The 21,976-nt window shown below is 60.7% G+C and carries 22 protein-coding genes; 5 read left to right on the plus strand and 17 right to left on the minus strand.

What is annotated here, in order from left to right; genetic code table 11:
- Positions 1-135 precede the first annotated feature (135 nt).
- From LDN04_RS01115 to LDN04_RS01190, 16 genes are all read right to left on the minus strand, one after another.
- Positions 136-822 (minus strand): outer membrane lipoprotein LolB, encoded by a 687-nt coding sequence (locus LDN04_RS01115; RefSeq protein WP_223905503.1) that lies wholly within the window; start codon positions 820-822, stop codon positions 136-138.
- Complete coding sequence (locus tag LDN04_RS01120; RefSeq protein WP_223905505.1) at positions 812-4,303, minus strand: alpha-amylase family glycosyl hydrolase; 3,492 nt, start codon at positions 4,301-4,303, stop codon at positions 812-814. The genes LDN04_RS01115 and LDN04_RS01120 overlap by 11 nt, the downstream gene beginning before the upstream one ends.
- 46 nt (positions 4,304-4,349) lie before the next feature.
- Positions 4,350-4,961 carry an outer membrane lipoprotein carrier protein LolA gene (locus tag LDN04_RS01125; RefSeq protein ID WP_223905507.1) on the minus strand — a complete coding sequence of 204 codons (612 nt, stop codon included), beginning with the start codon at positions 4,959-4,961 and terminating at the stop codon, positions 4,350-4,352.
- A gap of 52 nt (positions 4,962-5,013) precedes the next feature.
- Positions 5,014-5,427: a hydroxymyristoyl-ACP dehydratase gene (locus LDN04_RS01130; RefSeq protein WP_223905509.1), complete on the minus strand. Its 414-nt coding sequence runs from the start codon at positions 5,425-5,427 to the stop codon at positions 5,014-5,016.
- The gene (locus LDN04_RS01135) at positions 5,387-6,436 is read right to left on the minus strand and encodes a beta-ketoacyl synthase N-terminal-like domain-containing protein (protein WP_223905511.1); all 1,050 of its coding nucleotides are present in this window, start codon (positions 6,434-6,436) and stop codon (positions 5,387-5,389) included. Before LDN04_RS01135 ends, LDN04_RS01130 begins: the two co-directional genes overlap by 41 nt.
- A gap of 69 nt (positions 6,437-6,505) precedes the next feature.
- Positions 6,506-7,711, minus strand: a complete 1,206-nt coding sequence (locus LDN04_RS01140) for a beta-ketoacyl synthase (RefSeq protein WP_223905513.1) — start codon at positions 7,709-7,711, stop codon at positions 6,506-6,508.
- Between the two features lie 180 nt (positions 7,712-7,891).
- The gene (gene fabG / locus LDN04_RS01145) at positions 7,892-8,632 is read right to left on the minus strand and encodes a 3-oxoacyl-ACP reductase FabG (RefSeq protein WP_223905515.1); all 741 of its coding nucleotides are present in this window, start codon (positions 8,630-8,632) and stop codon (positions 7,892-7,894) included.
- Positions 8,633-8,662: 30 nt separating this feature from the next.
- A complete protein-coding gene (locus tag LDN04_RS01150; protein WP_223905517.1) occupies positions 8,663-10,042 on the minus strand; it encodes a lipid biosynthesis B12-binding/radical SAM protein in 1,380 nt (459 codons plus the stop codon).
- Complete coding sequence (locus tag LDN04_RS01155; RefSeq protein WP_223905519.1) at positions 10,043-10,462, minus strand: thioesterase family protein; 420 nt, start codon at positions 10,460-10,462, stop codon at positions 10,043-10,045. It lies immediately after the preceding gene.
- On the minus strand, positions 10,459-11,301 hold the full coding sequence (locus LDN04_RS01160; RefSeq protein ID WP_223905520.1) for an ACP S-malonyltransferase: 843 nt from the start codon (positions 11,299-11,301) through the stop codon (positions 10,459-10,461). Before LDN04_RS01160 ends, LDN04_RS01155 begins: the two co-directional genes overlap by 4 nt.
- Positions 11,302-12,606, minus strand: coding sequence for a B12-binding domain-containing radical SAM protein (locus LDN04_RS01165; RefSeq protein WP_223905522.1), 1,305 nt, complete (start codon positions 12,604-12,606; stop codon positions 11,302-11,304). It lies immediately after the preceding gene.
- Positions 12,603-12,860, minus strand: a complete 258-nt coding sequence (locus LDN04_RS01170) for a phosphopantetheine-binding protein (protein ID WP_223905524.1) — start codon at positions 12,858-12,860, stop codon at positions 12,603-12,605. Before LDN04_RS01170 ends, LDN04_RS01165 begins: the two co-directional genes overlap by 4 nt.
- Positions 12,841-13,800 carry a lysophospholipid acyltransferase family protein gene (locus LDN04_RS01175; RefSeq protein ID WP_223905526.1) on the minus strand — a complete coding sequence of 320 codons (960 nt, stop codon included), beginning with the start codon at positions 13,798-13,800 and terminating at the stop codon, positions 12,841-12,843. Before LDN04_RS01175 ends, LDN04_RS01170 begins: the two co-directional genes overlap by 20 nt.
- Positions 13,797-15,179: a radical SAM protein gene (locus tag LDN04_RS01180; protein ID WP_223905528.1), complete on the minus strand. Its 1,383-nt coding sequence runs from the start codon at positions 15,177-15,179 to the stop codon at positions 13,797-13,799. The genes LDN04_RS01175 and LDN04_RS01180 overlap by 4 nt, the downstream gene beginning before the upstream one ends.
- Before the next feature lie 27 nt (positions 15,180-15,206).
- Positions 15,207-15,869 carry a glycosyltransferase family 2 protein gene (locus LDN04_RS01185; protein ID WP_223905530.1) on the minus strand — a complete coding sequence of 221 codons (663 nt, stop codon included), beginning with the start codon at positions 15,867-15,869 and terminating at the stop codon, positions 15,207-15,209.
- The gene (locus LDN04_RS01190; protein WP_223905532.1) at positions 15,854-16,663 is read right to left on the minus strand and encodes a polysaccharide deacetylase family protein; all 810 of its coding nucleotides are present in this window, start codon (positions 16,661-16,663) and stop codon (positions 15,854-15,856) included. The genes LDN04_RS01185 and LDN04_RS01190 overlap by 16 nt, the downstream gene beginning before the upstream one ends.
- Positions 16,664-16,950: 287 nt before the next feature.
- Between LDN04_RS01190 and LDN04_RS01195 the strand changes: the two genes are divergently transcribed.
- Positions 16,951-18,582, plus strand: a complete 1,632-nt coding sequence (locus LDN04_RS01195; protein WP_223905534.1) for a HAMP domain-containing sensor histidine kinase — start codon at positions 16,951-16,953, stop codon at positions 18,580-18,582.
- A gap of 16 nt (positions 18,583-18,598) precedes the next feature.
- Here the strand turns inward: LDN04_RS01195 and LDN04_RS01200 are convergent, their stop codons facing one another.
- Positions 18,599-20,014 carry a sigma-54 dependent transcriptional regulator gene (locus LDN04_RS01200; RefSeq protein WP_223905536.1) on the minus strand — a complete coding sequence of 472 codons (1,416 nt, stop codon included), beginning with the start codon at positions 20,012-20,014 and terminating at the stop codon, positions 18,599-18,601.
- A 608-nt stretch (positions 20,015-20,622) separates the two neighbouring features.
- Between LDN04_RS01200 and LDN04_RS01205 the strand changes: the two genes are divergently transcribed.
- From LDN04_RS01205 to LDN04_RS01220, 4 genes are read left to right on the plus strand one after another with little or no spacing between them, the layout of a single operon-like run.
- A complete protein-coding gene (locus LDN04_RS01205; RefSeq protein WP_223905538.1) occupies positions 20,623-20,871 on the plus strand; it encodes a hypothetical protein in 249 nt (82 codons plus the stop codon).
- Positions 20,872-20,926: 55 nt separating this feature from the next.
- Positions 20,927-21,313, plus strand: a complete 387-nt coding sequence (locus tag LDN04_RS01210; protein WP_223905540.1) for a response regulator — start codon at positions 20,927-20,929, stop codon at positions 21,311-21,313.
- Between the two features lie 52 nt (positions 21,314-21,365).
- Positions 21,366-21,602: a hypothetical protein gene (locus LDN04_RS01215; protein WP_223905542.1), complete on the plus strand. Its 237-nt coding sequence runs from the start codon at positions 21,366-21,368 to the stop codon at positions 21,600-21,602.
- Positions 21,603-21,646: 44 nt separating this feature from the next.
- Positions 21,647-21,883 carry a hypothetical protein gene (locus LDN04_RS01220; protein WP_223905544.1) on the plus strand — a complete coding sequence of 79 codons (237 nt, stop codon included), beginning with the start codon at positions 21,647-21,649 and terminating at the stop codon, positions 21,881-21,883.
- The last annotated feature ends 93 nt before the right edge of the window (positions 21,884-21,976 follow it).

Here is a 21,976-nt window from a genome sequence, read left to right on the forward strand (position 1 = left end):
TTTCATCATTTCCGAAACGTGTATTTTTCGCAAGGTCAAGACGATCAAAGAACGACGCGGAGGCGTAGCAGCGCTACGCCGCACAAGGAATCCTGAAGATCAACGCAGAGATTGCGGAAAATTCGCGTTTCTCGTTTAGAATCCGTTGAAGGCGGAGAAGGGAAGTACCGTGATTCCGTCCAGGTTCGGGACGAGTGCCCCCTCCTCCACCGGCTTGTTCAGTTCCGGCTCGTCAAAGGTGATCCGGACCGATTCGCCGCTGACGGCGGAAATTTCCATGACCGACGGGAATGCCACGCCGTCATAGACCTGATAGTCGCTGAAGGAGACCCGGTCCCCCTCCTCCGTCTCCTTCCGGAGCACAACCCCCTGATTGTCATAGAAAACGGTCTCCCGCCGGCCATCGGCGGTGACATGGTCCCGTTTCAGGGCCGGGCCGGGCACCGGCGGCTTCTCTACCACCCAGCGCATGAGTCCCCAGGTGCGCAGCCCTTCTCGAGCCGGCAGGTCGGCGATCCTGCCGCTATAGGCGGTATTTTTCGAGGGGATGAGACAGGTCAGGCGGTCACCGTCACTGAACACCTCCATCAGGGTGAGCCCAAAGGGGGAGAGAATGGCAAGATGGAAGCGGTCGGGGCGCTTGAAGATCAGGTAGCCCCGTCCTCCCCGGCCGCCGTCCGGGGTCCGGATGGCGATGGAGATGGGGGACTGAACCGTTTCCGCCTCCTTGCCCGGCACCAGGCCGACCAGCGGCTTGGGTGCCACGGCACAGCCGGCCAGGGAGACGACCAGTATCACAAAAAGTATGAGGTTACGAAGCAACGGGATCGACTCCTGTGGGTAGTTCTTCCCCCGCCAGCAGGGCGAGGAACCGGTCGGTCCGGTAACCGGCGCGGGCAGCGGTAAGGTAGTAGGATTGGCAGGCTGATGCCAGGGGAGGGACGATTGTCGCCAGGGAATCGGGAGCGGCACCCCCTTCCGTCACGACGGATGCCAGCAGGAGCCAGCCGAGGAGGATCTCGAACCGCTCCTTCACGAACCACTCCGCATCGCCGCTCCAGTGGCAGTCAAGAAACTCTCGCGCAGTCGGGTCGGCAAAGAGCTGTCGGAACTGTTCCGGCGCAGTAGAGGTCTCGGCACCGGCAAAAAACGACGGCCGGCGAAGGAGGGCGAGGAGCAGGGAACCTGCCGCCGACTCGTCCATGGGGATCGGTGCTCCGGCGGCAGCCTGGGCGAACCGGAACAGGTCGGCGAATGGCCGCAACAGGCCGAGTTCGTCACACCAGCTGGCCGCCGTCGCGGCAACGTCGGCAGTCTCGGCCAGCCGACCCGCCCGGTGGAGTGCGAGCCACCCGGCCACCATCAGCCGGTCCGCCGGCAGATCGAGGACGACCATCGGGAGGGTGAGTTTCTCATCCTTCTGCAGCAGGATGAGTCGCTCCACGACCTCGAGGGACGTGAGCGTTTCGGCAGCCACCGCTTCCCCGTCCCCCTGGCAGAGGGTGTGACGGTTGATCAGTTCGAAGAGCGATTCCAGCGCCGGTTCGAGTGCCGCCAGATTTTCCCTGAGCGCCGGCGGGTCTGCCAGATGCCGGTCCAGTTCCCCGCAAACTTCCCGGAATGCGACATTCACCTCGGCGTGCCGTATCTGCTTCACCTCCTCATCAAGGCTCGCCACCGGCCGGCCGGCCAGTTCGAAGCAGAGGCGCCCCCAGGTCCCGTACTCGTCATCCCGGATTGCCGTGAAATCCAGGTAGGCTCGGCACTCGTAGGCCGAAAGCTCTACGAACAGCCCCTGCTCGCACAGCTCCCGTCCCGACCGGAGGTAGTGGAGGCCGCTGACGGAGTCCCGCCAGGTATAATAGGAACGGCCGTCCGGGTCGAACCCGAGTGCTTCCGCCAGGGTTGTCTGCACGAGCACCGTCTCGTCCTGGGCGTTTTTCACCCCCCGGGAAGTGGAGGTACGTAGCCAGCCGGCCGCATCCCCGTAACGGTTGTTGTAGATGACGAGCCCTCGCTCGTCCCCTGCCCGGTTGGAATAGGCGTAGACGTTTTCGTCCACCTGGCCGTCGGCGAAGAAATCGTAGAGGACGAAGTTCTCCGAGCCGGAGAAGAGCCAGCGCCGCCGCATGAGAGGGAATATCATCCGTTCGTGCAGCTTCACCAGGTGCTCGTCCACCGGCTCGTCCCAGTAGGCGCGCCGGTACTCCATGCCGTACTTCTCGTGGAACCCTTCCACCTGGCCATGACCGATCATGGGGAGACCCGGCATGGTGACGAGCAGGACGCAGGCGCCGAAGTACTTCCCCTCCTTGCCGAACTGCTCCACCGCCGTCTTCTCGTCCGGATTGTTCATGAAGTTGACGAAGCGCTGCAGGATGCGATGGTCGTACTCCAGGACGTTCTTGATGGTCTGGCGGTACTTGGCGTTCTCCTCCAGCTTGAGCATGTTCATGAAGGCGCTGTTGTAGACCCGGTGCATCCCCAGGGTCCGGACGAAATACCCCTCCATCAGCCAGAACGCCTCCGCCAGTAGGAGCGTGTCGGGGGCCTCGGCCGCCACCCGGTCCACCACCTGACGCCAGAACTCCTCGGGGAAGACGGCGTCGAACTCTTCGCGTCCCATACCGTGCTCGGCGCGGGAGGGGACCCCGCTGCTCCCCGGCTGGGGATACCAGAGGCGCTGGTAGTGCTTCTTGGCCAGGGTCATGGCAGCATCGAAACGAATGACCGGGAACTGCCGGGCGACGTGGATGATGGTCCGGATGACCGCCTCCCGCACCTCGGGAATGAGGTAGTTCAACTGGGCGGTGTCGTTCCAGGGGGTGGAGGTGCCGTCGTTGCCGTGGTAGATGTAGCGGGTACGGCCGTCGCGGTGGTCATGGTGCTTGAACACCACCGCCGCGTCGCGTCGCTCCCAGTAACCGTCTTCGATGTGGAGGCTGATCTCGGGAGAGAAGGAGAGGTCCGGACCGTTGAAGGTGTAAGCGGGGTACGGCGGATAATCCAGCTGGACGAACCAGTCGGGATGTTCCACGGTCCAGCGGGAGTAGAGGCCGGTGTGGTTCGGGACCATGTCGCTCGCCAGACGGATCCCCCGCTGCCGACAGCGCTCCTTCAGGTTCCCGAGTGCCTCTTCCCCCCCCAGGTCGTGGGCGATGATGTAGTCGTAGAGGGAGTAGGCGGAGGAGATGGCATCCGGATTCCCGGCGATCTGCTTGATCTTCTGGGACGCGGGAGAGCGCTCCCAGAGCCCGATGAGCCAGAGGGAGGTGAATCCCCAGCGGGCAAGGAGGTCCAGTTCCTCGTCCGGCACCTGGTCGAGGCGGTGGATGGGGCGCTGATACTTGCGGGAGAGCTGGTCGAGCCAGACGTAGGTCATCTTGGCGAGCATCACCACGTTGGCCATCCAGTCGGCATCGGGGGAGAACCGCTCGTACTCGGGATAGTCGTATCCCTCTTTCCCGAGCCGCCCCCCCTTGAGGAATTCCAGCACGTTGGCACCACCCGGCTCTCCCCGGGGAGCGAACATCTGACCCTCCTCCGCCAGCACGGCGAAGGCAGTCGTCAGCTCCGCCACCAGCTCAGGCGGGAGGACATCGGCCCACCGGGAGCGGATATACTCCATCTGCCCCTCCAGGGAATGGGGGGACGCCTTGGCGGGGGCGCGCAGAAGTTCGGGGAGGGAGAGGGCAAAGGGAGCGACCGGCCCCCCCTTGGCAAGTTCCCGCTCCAGGGCGGCAACCGCCGTTCGGTATGCGCTCCGCGCCTCCAGCTCGCTGTCGTCCAGCATCACCCGGAACGTCGTCAGAGCGGGATTCTCGATGGCGGCACGGAGGAGGAGCAGTTCTTTGACACCGAGCTTCTTCCGGCCGTGGCCGGGAGTGTCACCCGCCAGCCAGGCGGCGGGGTCGGGAACGGTCCCGTTCAGGAGATCGCCGCAGGGAAAGCAGTCGCCAAACCCCTCCAGCAGCCGAGCCAGCTCCGGCGACCCGCAGGGGAAGCCGGCGGTCGCCAGCGCCTCTTCCAGCAGAGCAGGTTTCCGCTCCTCGGTGTGAACATCAGTCAGGTGGCGCAGGGCTTTCATGTAGAGGGCATAGAGATTGAGGAGTCCCGCCTGGACCGGTTGGCCGGAATAGTGACTCAGCCGCTCGGCCAGACGGCGGAAGAACATGATCCGGGGCATCCCCCGCTCCTCGACCTCCCGTGCCGCGTCATCAAGCTCCAGAAGCCCCCACAGGTCTCCCCTGATCTGGATGTCGTAGGGAAAATAGCATGGCCCTTTGCCGGTTCTGTTCATCATACCCTCGAATGTTCCTGCTGCATGGAATGACGCATTTGCATGGTCCTCAGTTCAACCGGAAATCCTTCTCCTTCAACCCCACGTTCCGGCGCATCGAGGTAAACCTGATGACGGTCCGGTCCCGGTTCCGTTCCTCGATGGCCAGTCGCCTGATCCGCCCCTCGAGGTCGAAGGTGATCTGCAGCTCCTTCACCCCCCCTGTGCCGGAGGGAAGAATGTGCACGGTCCAGCTGTCCCCCTGGCGCACCCCCTTGACCTCCATCCCCTCGGGAAGGGTGGTTATGGGGCGGGAGAGGAATGCCATCCACTTCTCCAGGCTCTGCTCAGGCGGGAGTACCATCCGGTCGGTCATCCCCTGTTCCGGCAGCCGGATGGTCAGCACGTTGTCCTGCATGAGCAGCCGGCTCCCGTTGGGAGGGAAGAGCTCCATGAAGAAGGTGCCGGGTTTTCGGAAGCGAATCACCCCCCGGGAAACCATCTTCCGCTTCATGAGCGCCAGCTGCTTCTCCTGGGTGATGTCGGCAGTGAAGTCGGTGAGTTCCGCAAAACCCCGCCGCAACACCTCCAACCCCTCCAGGGCCTTCTTGTCCGGCACGGCCTGGGCGGGAGCCGCCGCAACATTGAACAGCATCAGAAAGAGAATAATAACCTTTTTCATCGTCAACCCGTCACATGGAATATGGATTATTATGTAACAGCAACGTCAATCGTCACCCCTTGCTCACCGCCAGCGTCAACTCCGCCCGGGCGAGGAGTCGCTCCCCTTCCCGTGCCTCCCCCTCCACGAGGAAGAGAGTGCCGAAGGTCTTGACGATCCGGACCATCACCCGCACCCTCGTCCCTGGCGAAACAACAGTCGGTAGTTCCACCCGGTCAAGGGCAGCCAGTATCCCCATGCTCCCCTGCTCCTGGCCGGCGGTTATTCCTCCCAACTGGGCCATTGCTTCCACGAGGAGGAGCGGCGGAAAGTAGGGAATATCGGCGGTCACACCGATGGTGCCAGTGGCACTGACACCCGGTTCCAGGGCGACGACCCGGTCGAGGTGGAGAAAAGGATGGCGATGGGGGAGGTATGCGGCGGGGTCAGGGTTGAACAGGGTCGCCTCCCCGGAGCCGGAACGCATAATAGGGTCCCTCCGGCGATGCAGCCAGGTGGAGGCCGTTGGCGCCGGCAGGAAGGGTCAGGAGATGGGCCACCAGGGCCAGCCCCCCCATGGCCAGGGAACGGCCGGTAAGCGGCGCGATTTCCAGGCGCGGCACATCGGAAAGACGCTCCGCCAGGAGGGTCACATCGGCGGCGGTGCCGGACAGAGAAACCAGTTCCGCCGCAGGTTGCCCATCGAGGAGCCGCGCCACCCCTTCCCTTTCGGACCCGGGGACAAGCTGACCGACGGTCCTCGCATGCCCCATGCCGGCAATGATACGGGCACCGCGACGCCTGGCGTGGTCGGCTTTTTCCAGAACCAGGAGACCGGCCCCCTCGCCGAAACCGCCGGCATAACGGAAGAGCTGCCCCATGGATCTGAAACCCCGCATCTGCATCGGGTTGAGTTCATCGACACCGCCGACCACCATGACGTCGGCCCGCCCTTCCTCCAGGATATGCCTGGCCATGAACAGAGCCGATTCGGCGGAGCAGAAGCGCTGCACGAAGGTGACGTTGGGCCCCTTGAGGCCGTGCTCGATAGAGGCATTGCTGGCCGGGGCATTGGGGACCGTGTTGGGAAAGAGCATGGGAACCAGCCCCTCGCTCCCGTTGGTGAAGTATCCCCGCAGGAACTCCTCCGAATTGGCGATGCCGCCGAAACCGCAGCCGAGCATGATTCCCGTGCGGACCGGGTCCAATCCCGCCCGGTCGAGGCCGGCGTCCGCCAGGGCCATACCGGTGGCGACGACGGCAAAGAGGCTTGCACGGTCGAACTTGCGCGCCTTGAGGGGAGGCATGTGGTCAGCAGCCCGGAAGGCAGTGGCCTTCCCCCAGAAGTGGCCGGTTTCCCCCAGCACCTCTTCGGGAACTGGTGACAAGCGGCTCACTCCGTCGGCCAGCGCCTCCCGCAGCGGCTCCAATCCCACCCCCGCCGCCGAGATGGCGGCCAGACCGGTCACAACAATATTGTCGAATTCGCTAGCCATTGTTAGCCTGTAGGGGCGATTCTTGTAATCGCCCGCCTTCAGGGCGGACACGAGGTTCGCCCCTGAACGTCATTTCGCTATCACCAAGGAGGTTATGTTCCCCCCGAAGGCGAAGGAGTTGGAAAGGGCCACCGTGGCATCGCTCCGGCGCGGACCTTCGTGGCAGTACTCCAGGTCACACTCCGGGTCGACCCCCCGGAAATTGAGGGTCTGGGGGATAACCCCCTCGTTCAGGGCGATGATGGTGGCAAGCGCCTCCATGGACCCTGCCGCACCGAGACAATGCCCGGTGAGGGCCTTGGTGGAGACAAGGGGGACCTCCGCCACGCCGTTGCCGAAGACCTGCCGCATCGCCTTCGATTCCACCACGTCGTTTAAGGGAGTGCCCGTCCCGTGGGCGTTCACCCACCCCACATCGCCGGTTGTCACGCCGGCCGAGCGAAGTGCGCCGGTCATCGCCCGGGCCGCCTCGGTGCCGTTCGGTTCGGGGGCGGTCATGTGGTAGGCCTCGCCGACGATGGCATAGCCGAGGATATAGCCGTAAATCCTTGCCCCGCGACGCAGGGCATCCTCTTCACCTTCCAGTACCACGAAAGCCGACCCTTCGCCGAGGGATATCCCCTGGCGTCCGAGGCTGAACGGAGAGCACGGCTCCGGGTCCACCACCCGCAGGGAGTTGAATCCCGCATAGGTGAGGACGCAGAGGCTGTCCGACCCGCCGCAAAGGACCGCCTTCTGCCGCCCGGTGGCAATGAGATCGGCCCCCCAGCCAATGGCGGTGGCCGACGACGAACAGGCAGTGGTTATGCTCCCCTGGTAACCCGCCAGCTTGTAGATGGCAGCGATGGAGGTGGAGGTCCGGTCAGGCAGGAGCCCCCGCAGGGCGTTGGGATGCCCCTTGCGCCCCGCCAGGATATCCTGGAGCCAGAATTCCGCCTGGAACATCCCCCCCGCCCCTGCCCCCATGGAAACCCCCATGTCATAGGGGGAATAATGGCCGGCGATCCCACTGTCGGCCAGGGCCTCGCCGGCGGCAATGACACCGAACTGGTCGGCACGGGAGAGCCTGTCGGCGGTCCGGCGGTCAAAATGGTCACGAGGATCGAAATCCCGCACCTGGGCACCGATCCGGGCCGAAAAGGGGGAAACATCGAACAGGTCCACCGGCCCGATGGCGCTGCGGCCATTAAGCAGGGCATCCCGGTAGGCGGGAACATTCTTGCCGGCGGCGCTGAAAACGCCGAGGCCGGTTATGGCGATCCGTTTACGTACCATTGAACCTTCTGGGTTTCATTCTCACAGGAAGACAACCGGGCTATCCGGCCGATGCCGCACCGAATGTGGCCTTTATTTTAACCGCAAAAAGGGAAAGAACGCAAAGGAAACCTGCTCTCAGCGGTTCCCCGTGCGTTCTCTCTCCGTCCCCAGGGGATGTCCCGGAAGTTTCGTGGCGGCCTAAATGATCCCCCCATCCACCACCAGGCACTGGCCGGTGATATAGGCGGCCCGCTCCGACGCAAGGAAGGCCACCGCCTCGGCCACCTCTTCGGCCCGGCCGATCCGCCCGAGGGAAGCCCCCTTGATGATGGCATCGACAGTCTCCCGTTTCATGACGGCAATCATCTCGGTCTCGATCAAGCCCGGCGCCACGGCGTTCACCCGTATTCCCATGGGGCCCGTTTCACGGGAAAGCGCCTTGGTGAAGCTGATGACCGCCCCCTTGGTGGCGGCGTAGTTCGTCTGCCCGGCGGTGCCGGTCAGGGCGGAGATGGACGACAGGTTGACGATGCTCCCCTTTCTCTTCCCGAGCATCTTTCGCACCCCCCACTTGCAACAGTGGAAGAGGGGATCGATGTTGGTCCTGAGCACGGCATCCCAGTCCTCGTCGGCCATCATGGGGAGGAAACCGTCGCGGATAATGCCGGCATTGTTGACGAGCACGTCCAGGTGCCCGCTCTCTTTCGCGGCCGCCTCGATGACAGAGATCGCCCCGGCGGAGGTGCTGACGTCGGCCCGCACGGCGGCGATGGTACCGGCCAGGCCGGCGGCTTCTGCCTCGATGCTCCGCGCCGCCTCCTCATCGGCAAGGTAGGCGGCGGTCACCCGCGCCCCTTCCCGGGCAAAGTGAAGGGAGATGGCCCGCCCGATCCCCCGGGTGCCACCGGTAACGACGACGATCTTGTCCCTGAATTCCATGACTATACCTCACACGTCAACAGCTTGGTTTCACATCGGTTTTACCCGGCTTTTCCCCAGCCGCTTCATCAGTTTCCAGAGGGGACCCCGCACGGGAAAATGGCGCAGCGCGTCGAGCATGGCGTCGCTGATGTTGATCTCAAGACCGGCCGCCACCCAGTTTTTCCGTTTCATCGCCTCTTCGGTCACCAGGTCGCAGAGGGTATCGCGTATCGCGGCCGAGAGGTAGAAGACCGGTTCCAGGAGCGATGTTTCCGGGGTGATTACCCCCTCTTCCAGCGCCTGCCGGTGGAGCGGCGTGCCGGGGAAGATCCGGATACCGGTCATGGCGATGACCGCCGTCGGCCCGGCTTCGTCCATGAGGGCAAAGGTCTCCCGGACCGTGGCCTCGCATTCCCCCGGGCCGCCGAACAGGATGTAATGGGCGAAATCCACCCCCAGATCCCTGCAGAACCGGGATGCGTCCCGTACCTCCGCCACGCCGAAGGATTTCCCCAGGTTCCGCAGCATGACCGGTGACCCCGCCTCGGTACCGAACTCCACCGCATCGCACCCCGCAGCCACCATCGCCTCCAGGAGCGCCGGGGTCACGAACCCGGGATTGATGAAGGCGGACCAGTTGACGTTCAACTCCGCGGCAACCATGGCCCGGCAGAGATCGGCGGCAAAATCCATGGGGTAATTGAAGATGTCGTCCACGAAATAGAGGTAACTGACACCGTACCCGTCCCGGAGCGCCCGAATCTCGGCGATGATGTCGGGGATGGGGCGAAGCCGCATCCGGCTCCCCTCCAGAAGCGGATAGGTGCAGTAGATGCACGAAAAGGGACACCCTCGCTTGGTCTGCAGGTTCGCCATCCCCCCCTCGCGGCTGTAGCGCTCCACGGAGAAAAGCTGGCGGTCAGGCGTACCGATCAGTTGGACCGGATGGGGAAGCACATGGCCATCCTTCCCCCTGACGAGGACCCCCGGCAGCAGCCCGACGTCTTCCCCTTGGGCAAGGGCTGCCAGGAGCCGGGGAAGGACTTCCTCCCCTTCTCCCACGACGCCGAAATCCCCTCCAACGGCGGCCAGAACCTCCCGTGGCATGATGGAAAAGCCGGAGCCACCGAGAATGACCGGCGCATGGCCGCCGCAGGCCGTTACCACCTCCCGGACGCCGTCGAGGTAGGAGCGGGAGCCGGGATAGGTCACGTTGTCAATATTGCGGATGGAAAGGATAACGGCGGCGGGGGCGAACCGTTCGATGGCAGCGGCAACGGCAGCCACAGGGTCGGGTTCGAAACAGAGGTCGAGGAGTTCCAGGGAGTGCCCCGCCATGGCCAGGGGACCGGCCAGATAGGCGAGCCCCAGGGGGAATACCGGGTAGGGACTCCGTTCCCGGTTGACGGAGATGAGGAGAATCTTCACTTACACCTCCAGGTAGGCCATGAGTCGCTCCAGCCGTTCGCCGATCACCGGAGGCAGGGTGTACTGGAGGACGCCGGCGGCATCGGTCAGGACATGTACCGTCCGGCCGGTGGCCGCGACCGTGCCGTCACTGCCGACGATGCGGCAGTGGAATTCCAGGGTGGCGGTCTCCGTCCGCCGGACCGTAGTCTGGATCCGTGCCTCATCATTGAAACGGAGCGGCCTCTTGAACTTGAGCTCCAGTTCCACCACGGGCGCCTGATAACCGGCGGTCTCGATCTCGAATGCATTCAGTCCGAACTGCCCGGCCAGATCGCTACGCCCCACTTCCATCCACGTGACATAGTGGCCATGCCACGCCACCCGGTAGGCGTCCACCTCGTTGAAACGTACCGTTATGGCGGTTTCGTGATACTTCATGACCGCATCTCGCCGTCGATCCAGCGGTTGTATTTTTTCAGGGAATCTCCCTCGCCAACCTCCACAAAACCCGTGACACCGGCGGCGCGCAGGGCGCGGTAGGTTTTTTCCCAGTAGACCGGCCGTTGGAGCTCCTCGCGGAGGAAATCGCCCAGATCGGCCGCGCTTAGACAATCCTGGTTGATGTGGTCCACCAGACGGGTCCGGGGTTCGGCATAGCGGTAGTCGGCAAATATCCCCCGCAGTTCATTATCGATCTCGCCGACGAGGGGGGTGTGGAGCGGCGTATCGCACGGGAAGGTCCGGGCGGAGAAGGCCCCTGTGGCCAGGGCCTCCGCCATCGCCTCTTCCATGTTGGGGCGCTCGCCGGAAAGGAGGAAATGGCGGGAAGTATTGTAATTGGCCATGAACACCCCGTGGTTCTCGGCAATGGCGAGAAGCGGCTCCCGGCAGAGGCCTACCACGCAGCCGAGGGCGTAGCTGCGGGTCTCACCCATCCGGGCAAGACAGACCCCGACCCGGAAGGTCATTTCGATCGCCTCCTCCTCAGTCAGGCTGCCACAGGCAGCCAGGGCAGGATAGATCCCCATGCTGTGCTCGGCAATGAAATCGGGCAGGGTGTTTTCCCGGCGCAAGATCCAGAACCGGTAGAGGCTCATGGCGGTGCCGAACACCTGCAGTTTCACATTATCGGTACTCCCGGTCCCGATCCAGGAAAACCCTTCCAGGTCGAAAAAGGCCCGGCGCCGGACAATGTCGGCGATGGCCCTGAAATCGGGATCGTCGGGCCATTCGGTTCCATGGGAGAGGGGCTGGCCGGGAAACATGAAGCAGTTCATTTACGGGACATCTCCGATCGCGGTGCGTTTTTTGGTGCGCTTGAGCGCACTCCTGAAGCCGAAGTTCATGGGAGCGAATACCTGCACGGAGCGGTGCAGCTTGAATATCCGCCGGTACATGGAGGGGAGGGAGTAGAACGCCCGGTTGAGCCAGTCGTACCCCTGTTGCAGCTCGTCGGCGCTCATCCCCACCGGCCGGAAATTCACATGCTCCATGTCGTAGTCCTCCCAGGCATCGGAGGTAATCCGCCCCTCCGCCTCCAGGCGGCGGCGGACGTCAGTGCCGGGATAGGGGGTGAGGATGGGGAAGATGGCCGCCTCGATCCGGGCTTCCTCGCAGAAGCGGAGGAGACGTTCGAAAACGTCCGGGGTATCGCCGTCGTAACCAAGGACGAAGGAACCGAGAATACCGATGCCGTTATCGCGGAAGACCTTGGCGTCATCCAGGTAGGAGCGGGCCGTGTTGGTCACCTTCCCCATGGCCGACAGGGCCTGCTGGTTGAGGGATTCGAACCCGACGAACATCCCCACGCATCCCGCCTCGCCAGCCGCCGCGATGAATTCGCCATCACGGGCAAAATCGATGGGGGCATGGGAGAGCCATTTGAAGTTCATCCCCTTCATTCCCGCAAAGAGCTCCATGGCGTACTTCCGGTCCGCCACCAGGTTGTCGTCGACGAAAAAGGCGAAGGAGTTCGCTTTGCGCAGGGTCTCCAGCTCAGCCAGCACGCTCCCCACGGGGCGCTTCCGGTACTTCCGGCCGTAGAAGGCGGTGACGGAACAGAATTCGCAATCGAAGGGACAGCCGCGGGTCGTTTGCAGGGTATTGGTGAGGAGGTACCGTTTGCCCGCGAATATCTCCCGTCGGGCAACGGGTATGGCGGTCATATCGATGAGGGAGGGGGAACGGTAGAGCCGTTGGAGACGACCGCAACAGTGATCATCCAGCATCTGGGGCCAGACCAGATCACCCTCGCCGACCACCACGGCATCCACGTGCCGGAGTGCTTCGTCGGGAAGGTTGCTGGCGTGGAACCCCCCCATGACCACGGTCTTCCCCCGTGCCTTGAACTCGGCGGCAATCCGGTAGGCCCGGGGCGCCTGGGGGGTCATGGCGGTGAGCGCCACCACGTCGGCATCGGTATCCAGGGGAAGGGGCTCGATGTTCTCGTCACAGAGCGCCACCTCCCATGCCGGGGGGGTTACCGCCGCCAGGGCGGCCAGTGACAGCGAGGGGAACTTGAACCCCAGTTCACCCCACAGTCTCCCCCGTTCCCAGCCGGGAGAGACGAGCAGGAGCTTCATTTGCGATGTTCCGCGATATGGTCGGCCATGCTGCGAACCGACCTGAAGACCTTGGTCCCGGTTGCCGCGTCGGGGACCACCACGCCGTATTCCTTCTCCATGGCAACCACCAGCTGCAGCGCGTCGATGGAGTCGAGACCCAGTCCTTCACCGAAAAGCGGCGCATCGGTTTCGATATCCGCCGGCGTCATCCCCTCGATCCGGAGGGCGTCGATAATCAGTTGTTTAACCTTCTCAATCAGTTCTTCGGCCATTCATTAATTCCTTTGTGTCACTGGTAGTGATCTGCCAGTAGTCGAACAGGTTGTACCACTGGTCAGGGTAGTTCCGTATGTAGGTCTCGAATACCCGGAGCACTTTGCCGACGCCGGTCCGGATGAGGTCATCGCGGTCACCGTGGCCCCCCGAAAGATAAATAGCCTCTTCCATGTAGGTCGCGTAACGATCCCCTTCAAGGGGGATAAAGACCGGCAGGATCGGAGCTCCGCTTGCAAGCGCCAGGTAGGCGGCACCCACCGGAATGCCGGTAGGCCGCCCGAAGAACTCCATCTGCCGGGTGTGGGAGGAGCCGTCACGGTCACCCAGCAGGGCAACCACCTCGTTTCGGCGCAGGGCGTTGACTGCCTCGATGATGGCCAGCGGCGAGGTGGCGTCCCGATCAACGTAGATGAAACCGATGCCCCGCTCCTGCCGCACCCGTTCCCGCATGGCGTTGATCTTTTCGTCCGGCTCCCGGAAGGTCAGGACATTGATCCGATACCCCCGCTCCGCCAGTCCGAGTCCACCCAGTTCCCAGTTCCCCAGGTGGGGGGTGATGAGAATTGCCCCGTTCCCTTTTTCCAGTGCCTCGTCCAGGGGGCGTCCCGACCCCTTCGACGCGATGAGCCGCTCCAGCCGTTCTCCCCGTAGCCGCATCATCAACATGATGTCGCACCAGTTGCGGGCAAACTTATAATACGTGGAGAGGACAAGACGCTCCACATCCCCCCGACCGGTTATGATCCGCAGGTTTGCCCGGATGCCTCGCCGTCGCTCGACCGTAAAGAGATAGAACAGCCCCCCCGTGACGAAGGCGAAGGGGGGGAAGAGCCAGCGCGGGACCAGGATGGTAAAGAGCTTGATGAGAAAGAGGCTGAGACTACTGTATACCCCTTCCACATACCCTGTGGGTGCTGCACCGGGACTCGCGCTCATCGTTTCAGGCAGCAGCCCCGCGCCCCGTCCCGGCCGGTCTCGGCGTACTCTTTTTCCCAGGCGGGGTCGGCAATGGTCGCATAGGCTTCGGCGTACCCGTCCATCTGCCCGGCCAGGTCGGTAAATATCTCGTCGGCCCCCTCGTGGGTAGCATAGGCGCCAGAGGAGTTGTACAGCTCGCGCCCCACGTCGGGATGGTCGATCAGCATGCAGGGACGGAGCAGGTTATCATGCTCTCCCTGTTTCTCCCGGATCTTCCGGAACAGTGGGGAATTAAGGGCATCCCTGATGGTTGTCCGGCGGATGTTGTCCACCGCGAAATGGCAGAAAACGCACGGCTCGATATCACCGTTGGCATTGATGTGGAAATACTTGCGGCCGCCAGCAATGCAGCCGCTGATGATCGGCCCGTCGTTCCAGAAGTCGACGAAGAGCATCGGCTTTGTGGCGCGGAACTCGGCAACTCTGGTCCTGAGCAGGTCACGCTGTTCCGGGGTGGCCATGAGTTCCAGACTCGGCTCCCGGCCGACCGGCACGTAGGTGAAGAGCCAGAGAGCGAACACCCCCTTATCCAGCAGCATGTCGATATAGCCGCCGTCGGTAATGACGTGTGTGTTGCGGCTGGTCTGGGTGAAGGAACCGCAGAAGGAGAGCCCTGCCTCCCGCAGGAGGTCCATGGCCCGCATCACCTTCTTGAAGTGTCCCGCACCGCGCCGGGCATCGGTATCCGCCTCGTACCCCTCCAGGGAGAAGGCGGGCATCACGTTCCCCACCTCGATGAGCTTTTCAACGACCTGCTCGTCGATCAACCCCCCGTGGGTGAAGACCAGGAAGGCCATGTCCGAATGCTTTTTGAAAATCTCGAAGATGTCCTTCTTGAAGAACGGCTCTCCGCCGGAAATGACCGCGAAATAGACCCCCATCTCCTTCATCTGCATGAGGACCGAATCGACCTCATCCAGGCTCAACTCCAGGTTCTTGCCGTAGTCGCCGGCATAGCAGCCGTAGCAGGAGAGGTTGCACTTCATGGTCGGGCTGATGACCACCGTTGACGGGGGATAAAACCCTTCCCGGTCGGCCCAGGCCTTCCGTTTGTTGGTACCGGCCAGGAGATGGTTCACCGCCAGATTGGTGATCCACTTCTGCCGCTGGTTGGGATGCACGTCGCGGAGGATGCGACGGGGAAACTCGATGCTCGGATGATTCTCCCGGATGAGCTGCCGAATCCAGCGAATCCGCTCTTTGTAGTAATCCTTCCGGGGAATCAGCTCCATGAGGTAGGTCATCCGGGCCAAGGTCTCGTTGGACGAGGTGGTGGCAAGGGAAAGGAGGAGCGAGACGATTTTTTCCGTCGAATAGTTCTTAATGCTCTGCAGCATTGGGTTCTCTCTTTGTGGCGGTCAAAACTACATGTACCGCAGGAAAGTCATGCAGATGTTCCAGGTATCCCGCACCGGCCGGAAGTGGCTGGTCGCCCGGCCGTCGGCGACCCGGGCAGGCACGGGGATCGAGCCGATGGTCATGCCGGCCTTCCATGCCTTTATCAGAATTTCCATCTCCAGGTTGTATCCGTCGTTCACCAGCGTGACCGTTCGCAGCAACCGGGCCGAGTAATAACGGAAGCCCGACTGGCTGTCGTCGATGTCGAAACCGGTCCGCTTTTTCATGCACCAGGCGCCGAAATGGTTCCAGTGGCGCCTGAGTCCCGCCATTTGCTGAAACTGGATGAACCGGGACGCCAGCAGGATATCCCAACCATCACGTAGGGCCGTCTCGGCCAGGAGGGGAATAGCCGTCGGTTCGTGCTGGCCGTCCGCATCAAGTGTGATCGTTCCGACAAATCCGTGCTGCAACGCCCAGCCAAAGCCGGTCCGGAGGGCAGCGCCCTTCCCGCGGTTTTCTCGATGCCGGAGCAGGTTGACCGGCAGACCGGCTACGCTGGCGGCTGTTCCATCACTGGAACCGTCATCCACCACGAGAACGGGCATACCCGCCTGGATAACTTCCCGAACCACGGATGGCAAGGTGTTGACGGCGTTGTACGCCGGTATGATTATGCAGATTGCCACTGTTCAACCAACTGGCACATGGATCCGAAGCGAAATCGCTGCAATAGATGCCGCAGGCGCTGCCGGACGTCCGTTCGCGGGCCGTAGACCACGAAGGATTTAAGCGGAGCCAATTCCAGCCGCGGCCCGAAGGGGTCAAGCTCGCGGGGGTGCAGATAGAGCACTGCCGGCGCCCCCTGCCTGTTCAGCTTTTCAATGGTGGAGCATATCAGGGGAAGCGGAAAAAACCTGAGCCCCCATCCTCCACCCGTCGGGAGATTGAAGCCGGAAAATGGCGTCACCAGTGGCGGCAATTCCAGTAAATCCCCACCGGACGCCCCACGACGAAACGGCAGCCGTGCACCAAGGCGATCCCCTACAAAGGGGAGAGGGTTGAGGCTTGAATCATAACGGTATCCCTCTTCCGCGAGGATTTCGAACGCCCACGGGGTCTCGCGGGAGAGCGACCAGCGGGGCGCCCGGAACCCTGCAGGTACAACCTGAGTCTGGCTCCCGATGATGGCGGATGTCCGCCGCAGTTCCTCCCGGAAAGCCGTTGCACCGAGTTCGGGGATCAGGCGATGGGAGTAACCGTGGGACGCAATCTCATGCCCTCCCCCGGCAATCAGGGGGAGAAGTTCCGGTTCCTGTTCCGCCACGGAACCGAGCATGAAGAACGTGGCCGTACACCCCTCTTCCGCCAGCAGGTCCAGGATCAGTTCAACGTTACGGCGGACCCGTCGTTCCGGAGACAGCAACGATACCCGTTCTTCTTCTCCACAGACATGGTACCAGTCTTCCACATCTATGGTCAACGCGTTTAGTACGGCTCCGTGTGGCGAAATATCCGGCAATCCCCTTGATTTTGCATGAAGTTTAGCAGACTGAAATTACACTATTTATACCGACAAGTCAATATATGCGGCGGTGGGGGGACATTTCACAAAAGTCGGAGATAAAGAAGGAGAGAGGAAGAGGCCTTCCGACAGGCGTGGTAAATTCACCCTGTTCGCGATAAGCTCTTGACGAATAGCCATTTTATACTTTAATGTAATTTAATATACAGTTTTACCACCTTGTCTGAAATGACAGGATCTCCACCTTGCCGACTCTTCGCCTCAGCCTCATAGCAAAGCTCGCCATTTCGACCAGTCTTGTGCTGTTGGTATTCATGGCCCTGTTCGCCTATATCAACATCGAGACCCTCCAGAAGATTTTTCTCGACGAAGCCGTCTCCGACGCGGAAAACCTGAGCGAGTCCATCATCAAGACCACCCACCACCAGATGCTGGATGACGACCGACTGCGGGCGTATCAGATGATCCAGGAGGTGGGGACCCAGAGCGGTATTGAGAGTATCCGGCTCATCAACAAAGACGGCCGCATCATCTTTTCCACCAGAGACGAGGAGATCGGCACCTTTGTCGACAAGAAGGCGGCCGCCTGCAACATGTGTCATGCGGGAGCGACCCCCCTGACTCACGCATCCACCATGAACCGGAGCCGTTTTTTCACGAATGCCAAAGGGAAACAGGTTCTGGGACTGGCCAAGGCGATCTACAACGAAGAGAGCTGCTACACGGCCAAATGTCACTTCCACCCGGAAAATTTCCGGGTCCTGGGGGTACTTGATGTCGTGGTGTCCCTCGATAAAGTCATGGCCATCACCAGTTCCTACCGGTATAAATTCACTTCACTGACGTTCTTTCTATTGCTGCTTATCTGGCTCAGCATCACCCTCTGCACCCAGGCACTGGTAAGCCGCCCGGTCAAACAACTTCTCAAGCACACCAACCTGCTCGCCCGCGGCGAACTGAATTCCAAAGTCCTGACCTCCTCAAGCGACGAACTTGGGGAACTGGCAACCGCATTCAACACCATGACCGTCAGTCTCAAAAAGGCCCGCGACGAACTGGAGGACTGGGGAAGAAATCTCGAAGTCAAGGTGGAGGAGCGCACCCATCAGTTGAAACAGATCCAGGACCAGCTGATCCGGTCGGAGAAACTCGCCTCTCTGGGGGAACTGGTGGCAGGCATCGCCCATGAGATCAATAACCCCCTGACCGGCATTCTGGTATTTTCTTCCCTCGTCGGAGACGACCCCCGCCTCAACCCGGAACTCAAGGACGATCTGGAAAAGATCAGGAGGGAAACCCAGCGCTGTGCGAAGATCGTCCGGGGGCTCCTCGACTTCGCCCGGGAATCTGTACCCCACAAGATTCCAACGCAGATCAACGGCCTCATCGACGCCAGCCTTGACCTGGTGACACACCAGTCGAGCTTTCACGACATAACGGTTATAAGGGAATACCAGCAGACACTGCCGCCGGTTCTCGTCGACCCGAACCAGATTGAGCAGGTGCTCGTGAATATGCTGCTCAATGCCAGCCATGCCATGGCAGCCGGCGGAAAACTGACCGTCGTCACCGGCCTGACAAGCGTCGACAACAGACTATTCATCAGCATCCGCGACACGGGTTGCGGCATACCGGATGAGAACCTCGGAAAGATCTTCGATCCGTTCTTTACCACCAAGGAAAATTTGGGGACCGGCCTTGGGCTTGCGGTGTCCTACGGAATTGTCGAGAGCCACGGAGGGAACATCGAGGTGCAGAGCACCGTGGGGGTGGGTACTGTCTTTACCATCCGGTTACCGCTTCCATCAGATGGGGAGACCGTTGAGAACGCATCGGACGGCAACGATGCGGGCATGTCCGGATCGGTTATGTTGTAGGACTACGACCCGGCGGTCAGCTGTTAGCTTCGTTCCGGACCGAAATCTTGAGTTTCTTCAGGAGTGCCTGGAAATTGGGGCGAAGCATCCCGGTTTCCTCGGCCGCCCGGGTAATGTTCCAGTTATTGCGTTTGAGGGCATGGAGCACAAAGGCCTTCTCTATCGGCTCGACTGCCCGTTCCCGTATCTGACGTTTGGTTTCTTTCAGTTCATCAGCATTCAACGGCACATAATCACCGGCCTGCTCCGACTGCTCTTCCCCCGACACCTGCATTTCCAGGTCTTCCCGCTGGATCACATCCCCTTCCGTCAGCACTACGGCCCGTTCAACGACATTCTCCAGTTCCCGCACATTGCCCGGATAGGGGTATTCTTCCAGGACTGACCGCGCGTCGGGAGCAATCCCTTTGAGATCTTTTCCCATCTCTTCGGAAAACTGCCGGAGGAAGTGGCCAATGAGAAGGGGGATGTCTCCGGTTCGCTCCCGCAGCGGGGGAAGGTCGATCGGGATGATGTTGAGCCGGAAGAAGAGGTCCTCCCGAAAGGTGCCGTTCGCCACCATTTCACGCAGCCCCTTGTTACTCGCCGCCACCAGCCGGATGTCTATGGGAACCGGCTGGGTACCACCTATGGGGGTTATCTCCCGTTCCTGAAGAACCCGCAGCAGCTTAGCCTGGGTGGTGAGGCTTATATTGGCCACCTCGTCGAGGAAAAGCGTGCCGCCGTCGGCAACCTTGAAAAGGCCGGTTTTTGTCTGTATGGCACCGGTGAACGACCCCTTGATGTGGCCAAACAGTTCACTCTCCAGAAGATTCTCCGACAGGGAAGTACAGTCCACCGCAACAAAAGGCTGGTCCCTGCGCTTGCTGTGCCGATGGATCGCCTGCGCCACGAGCTCTTTTCCCGTTCCGGATTCTCCGGTAACCAGAACGGTGCTGTCGGTGGGGGCTACCTGCATGATCCGTCGGTAGACCTTTTGCATCTCGCGGCTTTCGCCGATGAACATGTCGAAGCCGTTGTGTTCTCCAAGCTCTTTTTTCAGGCAGAAATTTTCCTGCATCATCGCTTTTTGCTCGAGAGCCTTGCACACCTTTTCAAGAATCTGGTCGGGAGTGAACGGCTTTGCGATATAGTCGAACGCACCGTTCTTCATCGCCTCCACCGCCGTATCCACCGTGGAATAGCCGGTAATGATGATGACGGGCACTTCGGGCTGCAGGACTTTGATCGCCTTGAGCACTTCCATGCCACTCATCCCCGGCATTTTAAGATCGGTGATTACGAGCCCGAAATTCTCCTCCTGCATGCATTCCAGTGCATGCTGGCCGCTTGCCGAACTCGCGACATTATACCCCGCATGCTCCAGAATCCGTTTGAGCCCTTCACGGATAATCGCTTCGTCATCCACCACGAGGACATCGATTACTTCCATTACTATAGCTCCCTTCTCGATTGCAGTGCGTCCCGACGGGTATGGCTGATTACCAGAAATGCTGCATACAGGGAGTAACCAGGAGAATGTTTCTTGCCGGCCTATCTAACGTTACTTCGGAGGCGTTCACGATCCTGAACGCTGAACAGCTGGCAGTTTGCGAACTATAATGAACTTTTTCAAAAAATACCGTATTTGGCCACACAAGTCAAACCTTATAAATAACCGGAAACATGCGCCGGCAAAGCCATGTGCAACCCATAAATCAGCTACAGACAAGGTATTACGGCAATTTTGGCAGCATATTCATCGCCCCCAAGTACGTATATTTTTTTTATGCATCCCACCTTTATCGCTATAACACGCTGATATCACTGCATTACTCCCCCACACCCTGCGAGAAGTTGCGGGGTGCTTTCCCCCCTTCGCTGCATAAGTAAATTATACATTTTAGTGGGTTAGCCCCGTTCCAATCCGCTGCCTTTGCACCGTTATCGTCAAGGAAAACAACAAGTTAGTAATATTTAATAAAATATGGTTCACCATGGCACGACCAGTGCACATACAAAGACAGAAACGTTACAGATGGATTTAACAAGGAGGACGTCATGAAAACATTAACTAACATCATTGCCATGCTGCTGATAGCCTGCTCGTCAGCCATCGCCGCTTCCGGTGCCGAATCTGAAGGGAACGGCCTGCTGGTCACATTGTTCCTTGGCTTTGGCGCTCTCATCATCGCCTTCCAGCTGGTGCCGGGACTGATCCTGTTCGGGTCCATGCTCAAAGGAATTTTCTCGAAATCCGTCGGCGAAACGTCTCTGGCAAAGGGAAGCAAAGGCGGGGAATCTGCCTGAGGGTTGCACCATGCACACCCTTGGACAGATACTCTGGAAAGAGAGGGACACAGCAATGTTAGGACTTCTCATTGCAGACAAAGACGTGGATGCCCGTAAACAGATGGCCGATATCTTCATCGAGGCCGGCTACAATGTTACGGTGACAAATTCGGCGGTCACTGCCCTGTACGGAATCCTGAAAAAATCCGCGCAGGTGGTTATTCTCGGGAGCGAGTTCGACGAGCTTACGGCCGTCGACCTTATTCCGCTCCTTAAAAAATGCAACCGCAACCTGACCATCATCCTGGTTTCCGACGAAGTCTCTCTCCCCCTGATTCGCAAGGTACGGCGGGAGGGAATTTTCTTCCATGCGCTGAAACAGGACAAAGACGAAATTCGCGAGGCAGTGCAGTGCGCCTTCGAGAACATCAACCAGCTGCAGGCCAATCACAAGTGGTAAACAGCTGCCTTCGGCAGCAGGAGATAAAAAACGGCATCTCAAGGAGGAAGTCATGAAAACGAGAACATCTTTGAAAAGCGCACTGGCAATGGTCATCGGTTCCACATCCTCAGCATTCGCTGCCTCGGGTGCACGGGAAGACAACAGCGGTCTGTTCGTCTGGATATTCCTCGGCTTCTGCGCACTCATCATAGCCGCTCAGCTAATTCCGGCCATCCTGGTGACTCTGGGGTTCGCAAAGGCACTCGGCAAAGAAAAGGACGTGGCACACCAGACCGCAACGAAATGATGCATCGGAAGACCGTCCGGCAATTGGCACGGGAGGAGGTTGACATGAACAGAATCAAGCAGATAGCGACACTGGTCACACTGGCATTGGCATCCGCCCTACCGTCCCATGCCGCCGACGGCCCCCCCGATGATCTGATCGGGATCGTGTTCTGGATTTTCGTGGCATACTGCGCCCTGATCATCGTACCTCACGGAATCAGGGCACTCATCGCCACCTTCCGCTCCCCCCGAAAGGGAGAAGAAACGTCGGCAGAGGTTGCCGAAAACCTGCCAGAGTGAGTCTCAAATTTAACGCCGTGAAACCGCCTCGTCATCTGCACGACGCTGATATCGGTACGGAGAAGGAGGAAACACGTGAATATGCAATCAAGC

The sequence above is a fragment of the Geobacter sp. AOG1 genome (assembly GCF_019972315.1).
Classification (GTDB): domain Bacteria; phylum Desulfobacterota; class Desulfuromonadia; order Geobacterales; family Geobacteraceae; genus Geomobilimonas.

What these genes read in the sequence shown, in the direction of transcription:
- LDN04_RS01120 (WP_223905505.1), bottom strand. Translation starts at nt 4,303, where the DNA reads ATGATGAACAGAACCGGCAAAGGGCCATGCTATTTTCCCTACGACATC.
- LDN04_RS01125 (WP_223905507.1), bottom strand. Translation starts at nt 4,961, where the DNA reads ATGAAAAAGGTTATTATTCTCTTTCTGATGCTGTTCAATGTTGCGGCG.
- LDN04_RS01130 (WP_223905509.1), bottom strand. Translation starts at nt 5,427, where the DNA reads ATGCGTTCCGGCTCCGGGGAGGCGACCCTGTTCAACCCTGACCCCGCC.
- LDN04_RS01135 (WP_223905511.1), bottom strand. Translation starts at nt 6,436, where the DNA reads ATGGCTAGCGAATTCGACAATATTGTTGTGACCGGTCTGGCCGCCATC.
- LDN04_RS01140 (WP_223905513.1), bottom strand. Translation starts at nt 7,711, where the DNA reads ATGGTACGTAAACGGATCGCCATAACCGGCCTCGGCGTTTTCAGCGCC.
- fabG (WP_223905515.1), bottom strand. Translation starts at nt 8,632, where the DNA reads ATGGAATTCAGGGACAAGATCGTCGTCGTTACCGGTGGCACCCGGGGG.
- LDN04_RS01155 (WP_223905519.1), bottom strand. Translation starts at nt 10,462, where the DNA reads ATGAAGTATCACGAAACCGCCATAACGGTACGTTTCAACGAGGTGGAC.
- LDN04_RS01160 (WP_223905520.1), bottom strand. Translation starts at nt 11,301, where the DNA reads ATGAACTGCTTCATGTTTCCCGGCCAGCCCCTCTCCCATGGAACCGAA.
- LDN04_RS01165 (WP_223905522.1), bottom strand. Translation starts at nt 12,606, where the DNA reads ATGAAGCTCCTGCTCGTCTCTCCCGGCTGGGAACGGGGGAGACTGTGG.
- LDN04_RS01170 (WP_223905524.1), bottom strand. Translation starts at nt 12,860, where the DNA reads ATGGCCGAAGAACTGATTGAGAAGGTTAAACAACTGATTATCGACGCC.
- LDN04_RS01175 (WP_223905526.1), bottom strand. Translation starts at nt 13,800, where the DNA reads ATGAGCGCGAGTCCCGGTGCAGCACCCACAGGGTATGTGGAAGGGGTA.
- LDN04_RS01180 (WP_223905528.1), bottom strand. Translation starts at nt 15,179, where the DNA reads ATGCTGCAGAGCATTAAGAACTATTCGACGGAAAAAATCGTCTCGCTC.
- LDN04_RS01200 (WP_223905536.1), bottom strand. Translation starts at nt 20,014, where the DNA reads ATGGAAGTAATCGATGTCCTCGTGGTGGATGACGAAGCGATTATCCGT.
- LDN04_RS01205 (WP_223905538.1), top strand. Translation starts at nt 20,623, where the DNA reads ATGAAAACATTAACTAACATCATTGCCATGCTGCTGATAGCCTGCTCG.
- LDN04_RS01210 (WP_223905540.1), top strand. Translation starts at nt 20,927, where the DNA reads ATGTTAGGACTTCTCATTGCAGACAAAGACGTGGATGCCCGTAAACAG.
- LDN04_RS01215 (WP_223905542.1), top strand. Translation starts at nt 21,366, where the DNA reads ATGAAAACGAGAACATCTTTGAAAAGCGCACTGGCAATGGTCATCGGT.
- LDN04_RS01220 (WP_223905544.1), top strand. Translation starts at nt 21,647, where the DNA reads ATGAACAGAATCAAGCAGATAGCGACACTGGTCACACTGGCATTGGCA.